Below are 16148 nucleotides of genomic sequence, written 5' to 3'. Positions count from 1 at the left end.
AGCCCCGCGAGGGGCTTTTGCATCTTTTTTGAATTAACTGCGCTCGCTAATTAACCGCGATAGTAACCAGGGGCCACAAATGGCATCGCGGAAACGCTCATGGGTAGCTGCTTGCCGCGTACTAACGCGTAGACGGTAGTACCGGGCGCTTCCCACTCACGGGCGAGGTACCCCATGGCAATAGGTTTACCGACGCTTGGCCCAAAACCTCCGGAAGTCACTACGCCAATTTCATTGCCCGCTTCATCTACCAGCAGACTGCCTTCTCGCACCGGCGCGCGCCCTTCTGCTACCAGCCCAACCCGCTTGCGGGTATGATCTTTGGTATCCACTTGGTGCAAAATCACATCGGCTCCGGGGAAACCCGCTGCTCGCTCGCCGCCATGGCGACGCGGCTTGCCAATGGCCCAGATCAAGCCGGCCTCGACAGGCGTGGTTTGCATATCCATATCGTGACCATATAGGCACAAGCCCGCTTCTAAGCGCAGTGAATCACGCGCGCCCAAGCCAATCGCTTCTACTTCAGGCTCGGCCAGCAGCGCTTCGGCAAGCGCCTGACACTCGTCAGCCGCGACAGAGATTTCAAAGCCATCTTCGCCGGTATAACCACTGCGGCTGATCCACACGTCACATCCTGCCAGCGTGTAACGACCATGTTGCATAAACGTTAGCTCACAGGCTGGCGGGCAGAGCCGCTGCATCACATCGCGGGCCTGTGGCCCTTGAAGCGCCAGCAGACCGCGATCAAGCACATCGATTTGATGAGTGTTACCAAGATTAGCACGCAAATGGGCAATATCTTGGTCTTTGCATGCCGCGTTCACCACCAGATAGAAGTGATCGCCAGCATTCACCACCATCAAATCATCAATAATACCGCCATCGGTGCTGGTAAAAAGGCCATAACGCTGCTGGCCTTTTTGCAAGCCTACCAAGTCCGCTGGGATAAGACTTTCCAGCGCTTCAGCGACCTTTTCTCCGGAGACCAGAATCTGTCCCATATGCGATACATCGAACAAGCCACACCGCTCGCGGGTATGCTCATGCTCTTTTTTAACACCCAGCGGGTATTGCACCGGCATATCGTACCCGGCAAAAGGCACCATCTTGGCCCCTAGCTGCGTGTGAAGCGCATGAAGTGGCGTGTGTTTCAGATCAGTCATGGCATTTCCTCTGTCAAAAAAGAGAAACGGGAAGCCTTACTAGGCTTCCCGGCTCTATTACATTGCATTACCTGCTTACAGGCAGGCCTTATTTATCATGATCCAGGGCTTCACCCGGCAGCACGTCCTTACCAGCGAAATAATCCCGAGTGAGCTTAAAGACAACCGGAGACAGCAGCGCCAGGGCAATGAGGTTAGGAATCGCCATCATCGCGTTGAAGGTGTCTGCCATCAGCCAGATAAAGCCCAATTGCGCAACTGCACCCAGCGGAATAGCCAGTACGAACAGCACTCGGTACAGCATAATAGAGCGCGTACCGAACAGGAACTGGCAGCATTTCTCACCGTAAAACGACCAGCCAAGAATGGTGGTAAAAGCAAAGATTGCTAGCGCAATGGCCACGATCTGATTACCAAAACCAGGCAGCGCCGCATCAAAGGAGAGCGCGGTGAGCGAAGCGCCCGCTTCGCCTTCCATCCACACGGTAGAGGTCAAGATCACCAGCGCCGTGATGGTGCACACGATGATGGTATCAATGAACGTACCCAGCATGGCAATCAAGCCCTGACGAATCGGGTTTTTCGTTTGCGCAGCAGCGTGAGCAATCGGTGCACTGCCTAGACCTGCCTCATTGGAGAAAATACCCCGCGCCACGCCAAAGCGGATGGCGGCCATTACCGCAGCACCGGCAAAGCCACCGGCTGCTGCCATGGGGTTGAAGGCGTAGTAGAAGATCAGCCCAAAGGCGTCACCGATTTGGCCCGCATTAACGATCAGCACCAGCAAGCCCGCAAACACATAAGCAATGCCCATCACCGGTACCAGCTTACCAGCCACCTTGGCAATGCGCTTGATGCCACCCAATATCACTGCACCGGCGAGTACCATGATGATAACGCCGGTTAACCAGTGAGGAACACCAAAGGTGGCATCCATGGCGTCAGCCACGGAGTTAGACTGTACGGTATTTCCAATCCCGAAGGCCGCCACCGCGCCAAAGAACGAGAACAGACCGCCCAGCCACAGCCACTTACGGCCCAGGCCATTTTTGATGTAGAACATCGGCCCACCCACGTGATAGCCGGTGCTATCGGTTTCCCGGTAGCGTACTGCCAGCACTGCCTCGGCAAACTTGGTCGCCATACCCACCAGTGCGGTAATCCACATCCAGAACACAGCACCTGGGCCACCTAATGCGATGGCCGTTGCCACACCGGCAATATTACCGGTACCAATCGTAGCAGACAGTGCTGTCATCAACGCGTTAAAGGGAGAAATTTCCCCCTCATCGCTGGGTTTTGCAGAGGTTTTATCGGATGGCTTGGCATCGCGGCCTTGCCACATTAGCTTGAAACCCATGCCGAGTTTACGTATCGGCATCAGTTTCAAGCCAATCTGCAGGTAGATACCCACCCCCAATAGCAGGATCAGCATTAACGGGCCCCACACCACTCCGTTAATGGCCTCTAATAGGCTTGTTAACGTTTCCACACGACTCTCCTTACCCAATTGATTAATGCATTTGTTATGAAGGTTAGGTTGTTCACCCGCTCCATCCGATAGCAGATGGAATCACCAAGCATTCCCACCATAGCGCTTAATTAACGCTGGAAAAACGGATGATGGGTATGTTTTACACCATTTTCTTAGTGCGCTTCCATGCCAATGTCGCCTGCTGATAGAGAAAGCTGCTCTTTTTGAAACTGGCTGGCGCACTGAAACAACAGAAAAAGAGCATCCATTTTTAGCCTTTTGGAGGCAATGAAGAAATTTGTTTCCGATAAGAAACACGGTACCATATACCCACTTACGCTCACTGAGAGCTGGCCACAGTCGCCAAGGCGAACGACAAGCGCTAGTATGCTTTCGTTCTGTCCACTGATTTTATAGGGGAATCACTATGAGCAATCTTCCTGCCAATCTTCGTTACGCTGCCAGCCATGAATGGGTGCTTGATCATCAAGATGGCACCGTCACCATCGGCATCACCGACCACGCGCAAGAAGCGCTAGGCGATGTGGTATTTGTTGAACTGCCCGAAGTTGGCCAATCCCTAAGCAAAGGGAAAGAGTTTGGCGTCATTGAATCCGTGAAAGCGGCCTCTGACCTTTACTCGCCGGTCAATGGCGAAGTAATTGAAGTGAACGAAGCCCTCGAAGACGCTCCCGAAACGGTGAACGACGCCCCCTATGAAGGCGGCTGGATTATGAAAGTGCGTGTTACCGACCAAGCCTTTGAAGGTCTCTTAGACGCCGATGCGTATCAAGCGACGCTGAGCGCCGACGCCTAAGTCATGTAGCCAAAGCGCCTGCCCCTGCGGCAGGCGCTTTATTATCGCCTCTGCACGGTTTTCTCATTACGTCCGGAATCTCCCCCATGCCTTTTGAATCACGCCGTTTGGCCGAACTGGCCGACCACGATGCTTTTATCAAACGCCATAACGGGCCCAGCCCCGATGATGTCGCCACCATGTTAAAAGCGCTCAATATGCAGCGCATGGAAGACCTGATTGAGCAAACCGTGCCTAGCGATATTCGCCTAGGTCGCGAACTTGCCCTTGACGACCCCCGCAGTGAAGCGGAAGCCCTTGAATATTTGAGCCAGTTAGCGCGCCAGAACCGCGTCAGCAAAAGCTATATTGGCCAGGGTTACTACAACACCCACATGCCCGCAGTGATTCAGCGCAACGTGCTGGAAAATCCCGGTTGGTATACCGCTTACACGCCTTACCAGCCCGAAATTTCCCAGGGCCGTCTGGAGGGATTGCTAAACTTCCAGCAGGTGATTATGGATTTAACCGGCATGGAGCTTGCTAACGCCTCCCTGCTGGATGAAGCCACCGCCGCCGCAGAAGCCATGGCACTGTGTAAGCGCGGCAATAAAAAGAGCAAGTCGAACGCGTTCTTCGTGGCTGACGACCTCTTTCCGCAAACGTTAGATGTCGTCAAAACCCGTGCCGAGTTCTTTGGCTTTGAGCTGATCACCGGCCCCGCCGAAAGCCTTGCCGAACACGATGTGTTTGGCGCTCTGGTTCAGTACCCCTCTGCCAGCGGCAGCGTCAGCGACTTAGCCCCGATGCTAAAGGCGGCTCAAGAGCGCGGCATTATGACCTGCGTGGCCACCGACCTGCTTAGCCTGGTGCTGCTGAAAGAGCCGGGCGCGATGGGTGCGGATATTGTCGTAGGTAACTCGCAGCGCTTTGGTGTGCCCATGGGCTTTGGCGGTCCACATGCGGCGTTCTTCGCCACCTCCGACAAACTCAAGCGCTCGATCCCAGGGCGGATTATCGGCGTCTCTAAAGACAGCCGTGGCAAAACCGCGCTGCGCATGGCCATGCAAACCCGCGAGCAGCACATTCGCCGTGAGAAAGCAACGTCGAATATCTGTACCGCACAAGCGCTACTAGCCAATATCGCCGGTTTCTACGCCACATATCATGGCGCAGAAGGCCTACGCAAAATTGCTGGTCGCGTTCACCGCCTGACTACTGTGTTGGCTACTGGCCTACAGCAAGCCGGCGTTCAACTAGCGAATAACACCTGGTTCGATACGCTACGCCTTACCCAGGTAGACGCGGGCAAGATTCACGGCCGCGCCATGACCCACGACATCAACCTGCACTACTTCGCCAATGGCGATGTGGGTATCAGCCTGGATGAAACGACCACCGCTCACGATGTCGCCGCCCTATTCGACGTCCTGCTGGGCGATGAGCATGGTCTGGCCGTGGCAGTGTTGGACGACCAGGTAGTGACCGATAAGCTGAGCGGTATTCCGGCCGCCTACCAGCGGGAAAGCGATTTTCTGGACCATCCGACCTTCAATCGCTACCGCAGCGAAACCGAAATGCTGCGCTACCTGAAGCGTCTTGAGAACAAAGACCTGTCGCTGGCCCATGCCATGATCCCGCTAGGTTCCTGCACCATGAAGCTCAACGCGACTAGCGAGATGATTCCTGTCTCATGGCCTGCGTTTTCCAACCTGCACCCATTTGCGCCCCGTGATCAGGTGGCGGGCTACCATCAGATGATTGATGAGCTGGCAGCGTTCTTAGTTGAAGTCACCGGCTATGACCATATCTCGATGCAGCCTAACTCAGGCGCGCAGGGTGAATACGCGGGCTTGCTGGCGATTCGCCGCTATCAGGCAGCGCAAGGTGAAGCTCACCGTGATGTGTGCTTGATTCCAAGCTCCGCCCACGGCACTAACCCGGCCTCTGCCGCCATGCTGAGCATGGAAGTGGTGGTGGTGGAGTGCGATGCCAACGGCAACATAGATTTAGAGGATTTGACCCGCAAAGCTGAGCAGCACAGCGAGCGGCTTTCAGCGGTGATGATTACCTACCCGTCCACCCACGGCGTCTTTGAGTCGCACGTTCGCAAAGTATGCGAAGTGGTGCACCAGCATGGCGGCCAAGTTTACGTCGATGGCGCTAACATGAATGCTCAGGTTGGCCTCACTCGCCCTGGTGACTTCGGCGGCGACGTGTCTCACCTGAACTTGCACAAAACATTCTGCATCCCCCACGGAGGCGGTGGTCCAGGTATGGGCCCGATCGGCGTTAAAGCGCACCTTGCCCCGTTTGTGCCTAACCATGTGGTGACGCCCATCAACGGCGTTAACCCAGAGAGCGGCGCGGTGTCGGCGGCAGCCTTTGGCAGCGCTTCCATTCTGCCGATCTCGTGGGCGTACATTAAGATGATGGGTGCCCGTGGCCTGCGTGAAGCCACCGAGCTGGCCATTCTTAACGCCAACTATATTGCCAAGCGTTTAGAAGCGTCCTATCCGATTCTCTATCGCGGCCAGAACGGCAATGTCGCCCATGAGTGCATCATTGATATTCGTCCGCTGAAGAGCGCGTCTGGTATTAGTGAAGAAGATATCGCCAAACGTTTGATGGATTACGGCTTCCATGCCCCCACCATGTCGTTCCCAGTACCGGGTACGCTGATGATTGAGCCCACGGAATCTGAATCACTCTACGAAATTGACCGCTTCTGCGATGCGATGATTGCAATTCGTGAAGAGATTGCACGAGTAGAGAGCGGCGAGTGGCCGCTGGATAATAACCCGCTGGTGAATGCGCCACACACACAAGCCGACCTAATGGATAGCGCATGGGAGCGGCCTTATGACCGCCAGCTAGGTGCCTTCCCCACCGAAGCAGTGATGGCGTCGAAATACTGGCCCTCAGTGAATCGCGTCGATAACGTCTTTGGTGATCGGCAGTTGATCTGCTCCTGCCCCAGCATTGACGAGTATCGCCGTTAAGCAGAACCCATAGCGCGATAGGAAACGCCTCTGGCCCGTTTACTCGGGTATCAGGGGCGTTTTTTTCTTGGAGACGCTGATCATGAAAGCCGTTCAACAGCTTTTCATAGCGTTTAGGTAGGACAGAATCTTGCCGACGAAGAAGATAGAGCACTTCGTTAATCGCTTGGGGAAGCGCTAACGCCTTCACCTGCCGCTGCCACGGCGATGTTTCGAGCACTAAGCGCGAGACCACCGTAAAGCCAAGCCCCCTCGCCACTGCGTCCAGCACCATGCTCACTTCATTGGTGAACCCCTGATGACGGAAATGAGTCATGGAGCGAAATTCATCGGGATAGTTCGCCCGCAGCAGCGCGTTGGCGTGGTTAATCCCATCGTAGTAGTTGATAAAACCGATACCCATTAACTCTGACAGCGTACTGCCTGCGAAATCGGCAGGTACGACCAAACAGAGCGGCTCTTTGTGCCATACCGTGCAAGTGAGCTCAGGGTGGTTAACCTGCTCGGTCACAATGCCGATATCGTAGCGGCCTTCGAGCAGGTCGTTGACGATCTCGTGGTTAAACGCAAAGCTATAGTTGACGGTCAGGTTGGGGTGCATCTGCTGCTGACCGAGAATATACGGGTAAAACATCAGCCCTACGCTGCCTGGGGATGCAATCCGGCATTCGCCGCTATCCAGCGAGTCATCATCCAAGCCATGCCGGAACTGCTCATGTTCGGCAAACAGCTTAAGTGCGTAATCATAGGCACGGCGGCCCGATTCGGTCAGGGTAAAACTTCTGCCACGGCGCTCTAACAGCGTTTTGCCAAGATAGCTCTCCAACTTACGAATATGCTGGCTAACCCCAGGCTGCGTCATCTCTAAACGACGCGCCGTTCGTGTGAAACTACCGGTTTCCACTAACGTTATAAACGTCCGAAAGTATTGGGCATTAAACATAGGGTTTAAGCAACATCCTCATTATCCATCATCGTAAGGCGCTGACGTGAAGCACTATTGTGACATGCTATCGCACCCGCTGCCGCGTGCGCTTGCAGGCCCCTAGCGTAGCACAAACGCTGCTAAGACGGGCGCTTAGCCGCATTGCTGAACAGCGCCAAGCGCCGTGCTAGTATGCAGGTTCGTTACTAACACTCTTAGGGACAGCCAGACTAATGACGCAAACCCCAGCGCCTCGTGCCACGATTTCCAGCATTATTTCTCCTGAAGGAAGCCTTGAAGTCCTCTCGCAGCATGAGGTTAATCGGCTCAAGAGCACGTCTAAAAGTGGTTTGCACGATTTACTGCGCCGCTGCGCGCTTGCCGTACTTAATTGCGGTAGCGCTACTGATGACAGCTTGGCCATTCTCGAAGCCTATAAAGATTTCGACATTGAAGTACTGCAGCAAGATCGCGGCATTCGCCTAAAGCTGACTAACGCGCCCGCAGAAGCGTTTGTAGATGGACGCATGATTCGCGGTATCCGCGAACATCTCTCATCCATCATTCGCGACATTGTGTATGTTTATAACGAAATTCAGCACCACAAGCGCTTTGATCTCAGTACGGGCGAAGGCACCACCAATGCGGTGTTTCATATCCTGCGCAAGGCGGGCACGCTTAAACCTGGTCGCGACCCTAGTTTAGTGGTGTGCTGGGGCGGGCACTCTATTTCCCGCGAAGAGTACGAGTACACCAAGGATGTGGGCTACCACTTGGGCTTGCGCGATTTAGATATCTGCACCGGCTGTGGGCCTGGGGCTATGAAAGGCCCGATGAAAGGAGCCAACGTAGCGCATGCCAAACAGCGCCGTAAAGATGGCCGTTACCTGGGCATCTCGGAGCCCGGTATTATCGCTGCCGAAGCACCTAATCCCATCGTTAACGAACTCGTCGTCATGCCGGATATCGAGAAACGTCTAGAAGCGTTTGTGCGTCTAGGCCACGGCATTATTGTCTTCCCCGGTGGCGTGGGCACCGCAGAAGAGATTCTCTATTTGCTGGGTATTCTGTTGCACCCCAGCAACCGGGAGATCCCCTTCCCCCTCATCTTTACCGGCCCTGCCAACTCCGCGGCTTACTTTCAGAAAATCGATGAATTCCTGGTATACACTCTCGGTGAAGAGATTCGCCGCTACTACACCATTATTACGGGCGACCCGGTGGCCGTTGCTCGCACAATGCGCGAAGGCATTGACCAAATTGCCGATTTCCGCCGCCAACATCAAGACGCCTTCTACTACAACTGGCGCTTAACCATCGCCCGTGAGTTTCAAGCACCCTTTGAGCCCACCCACGAAGCGATGCGCGGCCTGGCCCTTCACCGCCAGCAGCCCACCCACGAGCTGGCCGCCAACCTAAGGCGCGCTTTCTCCGGCATTGTGGCGGGTAACGTGAAAGAGCCGGGCATTCGCGCCATTGAAGCTCATGGCCCCTTCGAGCTCACCGCTGAGCCAGAATTGATGCAGCGTTTAGACGCGTTGCTTAGCTCCTTTGTTGCCCAAGGGCGCATGAAGCTTGATGGACAACCCTATACGCCCTGCTACGTGCTTAGATAGGCCCTTAGCGCTTCACCCATAGCAGGTATCGCCCATGATGCCTGCTCAAGGAAACTCGCCGTGATTATTGCACTGCTCACTTTCGCCATTGCGGGGATTATTAAGGGAGCAATTGGTTCGGGAGTGCCGGTGGTCGTTGTACCTGTATTGACCATGCTTTATGACGTTAAGCTGGCCATTGCAGTGTTGGTAGCTCCCAATCTTTTTAGCAATGCGCTTCAGGTATGGCAGTACCGCCAGCACCTTCTCCCCCTGCGCTTTCTACTCTCATTTGCCGTAGCCGGTGGCGCTGGCATTGTACTTGGCACCTGGGGGCTAGTAGCGCTCTCACCAACACTGCTATCGCTAGGCGTCGCTGCAGCAATCCTTTTGTATCTCATCATCAAGCTGGCCAAGCGTACCGCAACGCTACCCTTTACGGTCGCAAAGCGAATTGTACTCCCTGTCGGTTTGTTGGCGGGTGTGCTTCAAGGCGCTGCGGGCATGTCCGCCCCGGCGTCAGTGACCTTTCTGAACGCAATGCGCCTGGAGCGTCCGGTGTTCATCGGCTCGATTTCGGTGTTCTTCGTGGCGATCACCCTGGTGCAGATTCCGGCTCTGCTCAGCGCCGGGATTCTCACCTGGGAGCGCTCGTTGTACAGCCTGGCGGCCCTGCTGGTCATTCTGGCGGCCATGCCCCTGGGCGCCAGGCTGGGCAAACGCCTGCCGCATCGCTGGTTCGACAGGCTCATCATGTGCCTGTTGGCCACAATTGCCATCAAGATCGTCGTGGATGCATTGATGGCCTAGTCTATACTGGTGCATGATCGCGGCCGAACCGTACTCGGCATTCATGTCATGTATACTTCTTGACTCTTTATCTCTGACTTCAGCACCAAGGAAAGGAGCGACCCATGGAAATGATCAACCAGTTGAGCGATGGCAAGGCCAAAGCCTTTGCCAAACACTGTTTTGAAAGCTATTCCCCGGAAGAACTGAACGCAGCGGCGGCCGGCAATCCTGACAAGGACCAGGCCGACCACTGGGGTATTACCGAAGGACAGTGGCAAGAAGCCGTGACAGCGGCCCTTGCTGACCACAAAGCCCAGAGTGACTGAACACCTCTTATCGCACTGACGTTGCCGCTGCCTGCCCATGGCAGGCGGTGGCACTCACCTCCTCCGGCGCAAGATGCTTTTTTCCACCTCGACCACGCCATACACGGCCATACTTCCCACCAGAATGGCAAGCCAGTGGCGAGCAGCCAGCCCCTCGCTAACCAGCACGAACTGCATGAAGGGTAAGTAGGTGAACCCCAGTTGCAGCAGCAGGACCAACCCGATGGCAACCCACACCGGCCGACTGCCAAACACGCCTTTCCAGGTCACCGTGCTGTTGAGCAAATAACGGCTATTGATCAGGTAAGCGGCACTGCCCGCCACCAGCATATTGACCGCGCCCGTGCGGGCCAGCGCTTCGCTACCCCCCTGCCCCAGAATCCAGTTGAAAATGCCGAATACGCCCACCAGCAGCAGCAGTGATACGAACACCACCCGCCAAAGCAGAAAGAGATCCAGCAGCGGCGCTTTGGGGTCCCGGGGCGGCCGCTGCATCAGATCCTTCTCGCCAGATTCGAACGCCAATGCCAGGCCCAGCGTAATGGCCACCACCATGTTCACCCACAGCGCCTGCAGCGGAGTCACCGGCAGGCTCGTGCCCGCCAGCACGGCCAGCATGATGGCCAGCCCCTGGGCACCGTTGGTGGGCAGGATGAAGGTAATCGTCTTGCGAATGTTGTCGTAAACCTTACGCCCCTCTTCGATGGCGTGGACGATGGTGGCGAAATTGTCGTCGGCCAGCACCATTTGCGAGGCATCCTTGGCCGCTTCCGTTCCTTGAATGCCCATGGCGACACCCACATCTGCCCGCTTGAGCGCCGGGCCATCGTTGACCCCATCACCCGTCATGGCGCACACGCCTCCACGCGCCTGCATGGCCTTGACCAGCCGCAGCTTGTGCTCTGGCGACGCCCGAGCAAACACATCCACCTCCAGAATGACCGCTTCGAGCTGCTCATCGGTCATGGCCTCCATTTCACGCCCAGTCAAGGCCCGCTCGGTGTGCTGAAATCCCAGCTGCCGCGCAATGGCCAAGGCAGTGGCAGCATGGTCTCCGGTGATCATCACCGGGCGAATACCGGCGCGCTGGCAGCGTTTCACCGCCTCGATGGCCTCTTCACGGGGCGGGTCCAACAGCCCTATCAACCCCAGCAGGCGCAACCCCGACTGCACATGAGGGTGATCGAGCTCAGCGTCTTCCTCCATTGCCTTCTCGGCAATCGCCAGCACCCGCAAGCCTTTCGAGGACAGCGCTTCGATATGCGCCTCCCACTCGCTGGCCACCAGCGGGGCTTCGCCTTCATCGGTGATCACATGGCTGCTCATTTCGATAATGCGATCCGGCGCACCCTTGACCAGCAGCTGCCGCCCACCCTCAAGGTCATGCAGCGTGGCCATGTACTTGTGCTCTGACTCAAAAGGAATCGCATCGAGACGCGGGTACTGCTGGCGCAACGCCAGGTGATCGAGCCCCGCTTTCTCGGCGGCCACCACCAGCGCCCCTTCGGTGGGGTCGCCAAAGATGCGATAGCGTTCATCTTCCTGGTGCAGCTCGGCATCGTTGCACAGCACGCTGGCCAACAGGCAACGTTGCAAGGCAGGCTCATGGGCCAGTCCATTGCACTGCTCCTTGGCGGCAGCTCCTTCCCGGTATAGCTTGCCATGCGGGGCAAAGCCGATACCCTCGAGCGTGAAACGGGCATCCTGCAGCCAGATGGCCTGGGCTGTCATCTCATTACGGGTCAGCGTGCCGGTCTTGTCGGAGAAAATGGTGGAAATCGAACCCAGCGTTTCCACGGCGGGCAGCCGCCGGATGATGGCCCGCCGCCTGGCCATGCGCTGAACGCCCAGCGCCAGGCCAATGGTTACAATCGCAGGCAGGCCTTCGGGAATGGCCGCTACCGCCAGGCCTACGGCCGCCATGAACATCTCGCCCAAGGGCTGCTGATGCAGCCAGGTACCCAGCAGCGCCGTGATCCCAGCGGCCAGCAGGATAAACACCGCCAGCACTCGGCCAGCTCTATCCAACTGCTGTAGCAATGGCGTCTTGATCTGCTCGACACTGCGCAGCAATTCGGAAATCTTGCCAATTTCCGAGCGCCCTCCGGTCGCCACCACCAGGCCACGGGCATTCCCCTGCACGACCAGCGTGCTGGCAAACGCCATGTTCGAACGCTCGGCCAGCTCGGTATCGTGGGCCAGCGGCGCGGGCTGCTTATCGACGGGCACCGACTCACCGGTCAGGGCAGCCTCATCGGTTTTCAAGCGCCGTACTTCCAGCAACCGAACATCCGCAGGCACGCGATCCCCGCTCTCGAACAACACGATATCCCCTGGCACCAGCGCTTCGGCGGGCACCGTGGTACGCTGGCCATCGCGCAGCACGTTTGCCTGGGGAGACAGCATGTTGCGAATACTGTCCAGCGCCTGCTCGGCCTTGCCTTCCTGGAAAAAGCCGATCAAGGCAATGATCAACACCACGCCCACGATGGCGGCCGCATCAATCACGTGGCCCAGCAGAGAGCTGGCCACCGCCGCGACCACCAGAATCAGCATCAGGATATTGGCAAACTGCGCCAGCAACCGCTTGTACCAGGGGCGCCCCTGGGCCTGCTCCAGGCGGTTTTCTCCATACTGAGCCAAACGCGCTGCTGCTTCTTCGCGGCTCAAGCCTTCACGGGTCGCCGACTGTTGCGACAACGCTTCGTCTACCGATAGCCCATGCCATGCCTTGGGCGTTGCAGCCTGCCTGCCTGTGCGACTCATCCCTGCCTCCTGGTCGATGCTCTCGAGTAGGTATCTCACCTTGCACCAGAGCATACCGTACCCAGCTACGCAGGATGCCTCCCACCGCTAAAAGCTTGACTTGCATCAAGAGTACCCAAACGCCAGCCTATTTAATCTGCATCATGCAACCTGAAAGAGTGCTGTACTAGACTGTCACGCAGACCAACAGTAAACGCCGACGGCGCTACATCCACAGAGTACGTCAAAAGGATTGCCACACTGAGGAGGTGCTGCATGGAGAAAGCGGTCATCGACATCATTCGAGAGAAGGAAGGCCTACCCAACAGCATGAGCGACAGCGACATTGTGCGTGAGTACAAAGGCACCTATACCGCGGCCCGCGCCGCCATCAGCGTGGACCATAAGCCGCTGGATCAGGTGATGGCCGATACCATGGCCAAAATACTGCCCTTTATGCGCCATGATCGAAAGAAGAAAAAGTGAACCAACGAAAAAAGCCGCTGCAATGAATGCAGCGGCTTTTTCGATATTGGTCGGAGTGACAGGATTCGAACCTGCGACCTTTGCAACCCCATTGCAACGCGCTACCAAGCTGCGCCACACTCCGATGTCTGTTTGGCATTTGCCTCAAGACGGTGCGTATACTAGCGTTTTATACGCCAAATGAAAAGCACTTTTTGCGCTTTCTTTTCAATCGCTTGCCACTAAGCGTGGTCGGCTGCTTTTAATAAGGACGCCATGGCGTCGTAAACCTTAGGGGTAGTTACTAGCAACTGCTCCGGGTAGAGGTCTGCCGGTACACCGTCAGGCACCTCGCTTAAATGCCCCACCCGCGCGCCTGCTTCGCGAGCAATGACCCAACCCGCCACAAAATCCCAGGGCGATACGCTTTCGTAGTAGGCATCTAAACGACCGCAGGCCACATCACACAAATCCAATGCCGCTGAACCATTACGCCGGACATCCTGACAGCCTGTGAGTACTGCTTCTAAGCGTGGCAGAAGTTTTTTACGCTGCTCTTTTTGATAGGGAAAGCCGGTACCTACCAGCGTGCTTTCAATGGTCTCAGCGCCGCTCGGCTGAATCGGCTGCTGATTGCAGAATGCGCCTAGGCCCTCTGCTGCACTAAAGGTTTCACCTAAAAACGGCGCATGTATCACGCCTACTTTACCTACCCCCTGCTCCATCCAGCCGATTGATACCGCTACATGGCGCAGGCCCTGGGCAAAATTAACGGTGCCATCAATCGGATCCACAACCCAGAGCTGCTCGGCGGGGGTATGCAGCGCATGCTCCGGGCTTAGCTCCTCGCTTAACCTTGCTTCCTCTGGGAAGTACTCCTCCAGGCGCTGGCTAATCAGCGTGTCGACGGCAACGTCCACATCAGTAACTAGCTCGACCCCTCCTTTCAGCCGCTGGCTAAACCCTTGCTGCTCTCTGGCATTACGAATCATCTGCCCCGCCTCTTCGGCAATCTCTATGGCCAGTGCCAGCCGCGCTTCCAGGGTATAAACCGCCATGTTCGCTCCTCAGTGGGGTGTTTGTTATTTCTCAGCATAAGCGTTGATCCATGGTATTACCATGACGCCCCGACACATGGGAACGGGTTAGCGCAAAGCATCCACCAACACATCGACCACCACCCGAGTCGCGGCTTCAATTAACACCACATCAGCGCCAACACGCTCCCACTCGTATCCCGGGTAACGGGGCAGCTCACGGGCGATGGGGCCGTCAAAGCGCTTAGCAATGCCGGGCGGCAAGGGCTTGCCCCGCTCTAAATTGCGCTGAATACCAGGGGGTAACGGTTCCGCACGGGGGGCATCGTGGCGGCGCAGTAAGCGCAACAGCTCGCGCTCGTTAATACGCGGCAAATCCACATAACCATCGCTATGAGAGCGACGGGCGCCACTTTCACGATGGCCGCTGTCACCGCCTCGGTGGCGCTCTGCCTGGGAAGCGTTATCCCGGGCGCCGTGGGCTGGTGCATGGGCGGGTTGGGCCAACGCGGTACTGCTTAGCATAAGCGCGGTAGCGCCAATTAGCATAGAGCGTAAAAAGTGGTTCATAAAAAAAAGCTCCACTGTGATTAGGAAGCTTTAGTTTAGAACAACAATGCGCAGGAAATGGTGAAGATTAAAATTCCTCCGAGGCGCTATCTCGACAGCTTCCGGGGAGATACTTCTCGTCAATACCATTTTGTTGAGCCGACATACAGGACCATTTAATTGATCCTTCATCTGCCACAAGCTCAATACGTAACCGTCGACCACGAATATCTTTGGACACATGCCCGTCGGTACTCATCCGAATGCCGATAGCTACCTTATCTTCCCGATAAAAGTAGTCCACATCCTGGATATAACGAGTTTGCGAAACCAGCTCCTCCATACCAGTATCTTGCCCCGTACCGAAGTTGCCAGAGAACGCGTAACGCTCTGCTAGCTCAGACTTTACGCCGCTCAATACATTCAATGCCTCAGATACCTGAGCGCGTGCCGTATAGTTTTGATATTGCGGAATAGCAATAGAGGCCAAAACGCCAATAATAGCTACCACAATCATCAGCTCAATTAGGGTAAAGCCACGTTGAGTTCCTTTCATGCTTTCTTTTCTCTTGATTGTTTATAAAAAGGGACCCGTAGGCCCCTCTTTTTATTTTTCTTATGATTGGGAATTAATCGTCTGCGCGGCAACCAGCAGGCAACCAATTTTTTTGGCCAGAAGAACCTTCCCAAGAACATGTCCAGCCGTTTCCAGGATTCCGTGTTGAGGCATTATTTCCTGTGGCTGCTTCTCCATCAGGTGCAATAATCATTGTAATATCACCTACTGCGCTCGTTTCCTCGAAAAGCACCTCTAACTGCTCGTTTTGATACTCAACATTCTTTACGTAACGACCAGAAATATTATTTGTACTAATATTGGTAGCCGCCGGCATCTCTCCTCGCAGCGAATACTGCTCAGCAATATCAGCCCGTAAACCAGCCGTCACAGAAAGCCCTTCGCTCGCTTGGGCACGAGCAGTGTAGTTCTGATACTGCGGTACGGCGATGGATGCTAATACGCCGATGATCGCGACGACGATCATCAGCTCAATCAGCGTGAAACCGCCCTGCTTGAGGTTGCGAAACACATTTTTTGCAGTTGTTTGCATCTAAAAATCTCCAAGGAGATTTTGCTTGGCAGGTATTGCCAAGCAAAATTAATGTACATTAGTTACACTAACTTACGCACAGTGTTTTTTCAACTACATTTGGCCCACTACTTCGTTCATTTGTACGAACGCGTGCACTTAGAAAAGCGTGGTGCCGCCAGCACCTTAGT

The 16148-nt window shown here is 55.7% G+C and carries 13 protein-coding genes, 1 tRNA gene and 1 pseudogene; 6 read left to right on the top strand and 9 right to left on the bottom strand.

The genetic code is table 11. The annotated features are described in order from the left end of the window. Positions 1 to 50: 50 nt before the first annotated feature. Entirely contained in the window at positions 51 to 1163 is a 1113-nt protein-coding gene (gcvT, locus tag A3220_RS08820; protein WP_062374453.1) for a glycine cleavage system aminomethyltransferase GcvT, read from the bottom strand. Positions 1164 to 1251: 88 nt separating this feature from the next. Continuing rightward, entirely contained in the window at positions 1252 to 2655 is a 1404-nt protein-coding gene (locus tag A3220_RS08815; protein ID WP_062374451.1) for a sodium:alanine symporter family protein, read from the bottom strand. Between the two features lie 409 nt (positions 2656 to 3064). Here A3220_RS08815 and gcvH point away from each other — a divergent pair, with 409 nt between their 5' ends. Both gcvH and gcvP read left to right on the top strand, forming a co-directional pair. After that, positions 3065 to 3454, top strand: a complete 390-nt coding sequence (gcvH, locus tag A3220_RS08810; RefSeq protein ID WP_044630536.1) for a glycine cleavage system protein GcvH — start codon at positions 3065 to 3067, stop codon at positions 3452 to 3454. Between the two features lie 86 nt (positions 3455 to 3540). Further along, positions 3541 to 6435: an aminomethyl-transferring glycine dehydrogenase gene (gcvP, locus tag A3220_RS08805; protein WP_062374449.1), complete on the top strand. Its 2895-nt coding sequence runs from the start codon at positions 3541 to 3543 to the stop codon at positions 6433 to 6435. Positions 6436 to 6496: 61 nt separating this feature from the next. Here the strand turns inward: gcvP and A3220_RS16865 are convergent. After that, positions 6497 to 7378, bottom strand: a pseudogene (locus A3220_RS16865) (LysR family transcriptional regulator); the annotation flags it as partial. A gap of 215 nt (positions 7379 to 7593) precedes the next feature. Here A3220_RS16865 and ppnN point away from each other — a divergent pair. The 3 genes from ppnN (at position 7594) to A3220_RS08785 (ending at position 10073) form a co-directional block, all read left to right on the top strand. Further along, on the top strand, positions 7594 to 8976 hold the full coding sequence (ppnN, locus tag A3220_RS08795) for a nucleotide 5'-monophosphate nucleosidase PpnN (RefSeq protein WP_044630533.1): 1383 nt from the start codon (positions 7594 to 7596) through the stop codon (positions 8974 to 8976). 60 nt (positions 8977 to 9036) lie between these two features. Beyond that, positions 9037 to 9765, top strand: a complete 729-nt coding sequence (locus A3220_RS08790; RefSeq protein ID WP_062374446.1) for a sulfite exporter TauE/SafE family protein — start codon at positions 9037 to 9039, stop codon at positions 9763 to 9765. 104 nt (positions 9766 to 9869) lie between these two features. Further along, entirely contained in the window at positions 9870 to 10073 is a 204-nt protein-coding gene (locus A3220_RS08785; RefSeq protein ID WP_062374445.1) for a hypothetical protein, read from the top strand. A gap of 54 nt (positions 10074 to 10127) precedes the next feature. On the opposite strand, the gene A3220_RS08780 is transcribed toward A3220_RS08785, so the two are convergent. After that, entirely contained in the window at positions 10128 to 12839 is a 2712-nt protein-coding gene (locus A3220_RS08780) for an HAD-IC family P-type ATPase (protein WP_062374443.1), read from the bottom strand. Positions 12840 to 13094: 255 nt separating this feature from the next. On the opposite strand from A3220_RS08780, the gene A3220_RS08775 reads away from it, so the two are divergent. Next, entirely contained in the window at positions 13095 to 13304 is a 210-nt protein-coding gene (locus tag A3220_RS08775; RefSeq protein WP_062374442.1) for a hypothetical protein, read from the top strand. Between the two features lie 47 nt (positions 13305 to 13351). Here A3220_RS08775 and A3220_RS08770 read toward each other — a convergent pair. The 5 genes from A3220_RS08770 to A3220_RS17910 form a co-directional block, all read right to left on the bottom strand. Further along, a tRNA-Pro gene (locus A3220_RS08770) sits at positions 13352 to 13428 on the bottom strand. A 97-nt stretch (positions 13429 to 13525) separates the two neighbouring features. Further along, complete coding sequence (locus A3220_RS08765; protein WP_062374440.1) at positions 13526 to 14341, bottom strand: inositol monophosphatase family protein; 816 nt, start codon at positions 14339 to 14341, stop codon at positions 13526 to 13528. 87 nt (positions 14342 to 14428) lie between these two features. Continuing rightward, entirely contained in the window at positions 14429 to 14890 is a 462-nt protein-coding gene (locus tag A3220_RS08760; RefSeq protein WP_062374438.1) for an anti-virulence regulator CigR family protein, read from the bottom strand. Positions 14891 to 14957: 67 nt separating this feature from the next. Continuing rightward, positions 14958 to 15425, bottom strand: coding sequence for a pilin (locus tag A3220_RS08755; RefSeq protein ID WP_062374436.1), 468 nt, complete (start codon positions 15423 to 15425; stop codon positions 14958 to 14960). A 73-nt stretch (positions 15426 to 15498) separates the two neighbouring features. Continuing rightward, positions 15499 to 15978 (bottom strand): pilin, encoded by a 480-nt coding sequence (locus tag A3220_RS17910; protein WP_062374435.1) that lies wholly within the window; start codon positions 15976 to 15978, stop codon positions 15499 to 15501. Between the last annotated feature and the right edge of the window lie 170 nt (positions 15979 to 16148).

The organism is Halomonas sp. KX33721 (genome assembly GCF_001596805.1).
Lineage (GTDB): Bacteria > Pseudomonadota > Gammaproteobacteria > Pseudomonadales > Halomonadaceae > Vreelandella > Vreelandella aquamarina.
Note: the sequence above shows the minus strand (reverse complement) of the source record. Positions and strands in the feature narration are given on the sequence as shown.

What these genes read in the sequence shown, in the direction of transcription:
- gcvT (WP_062374453.1), bottom strand. Translation starts at nt 1,163, where the DNA reads ATGACTGATCTGAAACACACGCCACTTCATGCGCTTCACACGCAGCTA.
- gcvH (WP_044630536.1), top strand. Translation starts at nt 3,065, where the DNA reads ATGAGCAATCTTCCTGCCAATCTTCGTTACGCTGCCAGCCATGAATGG.
- gcvP (WP_062374449.1), top strand. Translation starts at nt 3,541, where the DNA reads ATGCCTTTTGAATCACGCCGTTTGGCCGAACTGGCCGACCACGATGCT.
- ppnN (WP_044630533.1), top strand. Translation starts at nt 7,594, where the DNA reads ATGACGCAAACCCCAGCGCCTCGTGCCACGATTTCCAGCATTATTTCT.
- A3220_RS08785 (WP_062374445.1), top strand. Translation starts at nt 9,870, where the DNA reads ATGGAAATGATCAACCAGTTGAGCGATGGCAAGGCCAAAGCCTTTGCC.
- A3220_RS08780 (WP_062374443.1), bottom strand. Translation starts at nt 12,839, where the DNA reads ATGAGTCGCACAGGCAGGCAGGCTGCAACGCCCAAGGCATGGCATGGG.
- A3220_RS08775 (WP_062374442.1), top strand. Translation starts at nt 13,095, where the DNA reads ATGGAGAAAGCGGTCATCGACATCATTCGAGAGAAGGAAGGCCTACCC.
- A3220_RS08765 (WP_062374440.1), bottom strand. Translation starts at nt 14,341, where the DNA reads ATGGCGGTTTATACCCTGGAAGCGCGGCTGGCACTGGCCATAGAGATT.
- A3220_RS08760 (WP_062374438.1), bottom strand. Translation starts at nt 14,890, where the DNA reads ATGAACCACTTTTTACGCTCTATGCTAATTGGCGCTACCGCGCTTATG.
- A3220_RS08755 (WP_062374436.1), bottom strand. Translation starts at nt 15,425, where the DNA reads ATGAAAGGAACTCAACGTGGCTTTACCCTAATTGAGCTGATGATTGTG.
- A3220_RS17910 (WP_062374435.1), bottom strand. Translation starts at nt 15,978, where the DNA reads ATGCAAACAACTGCAAAAAATGTGTTTCGCAACCTCAAGCAGGGCGGT.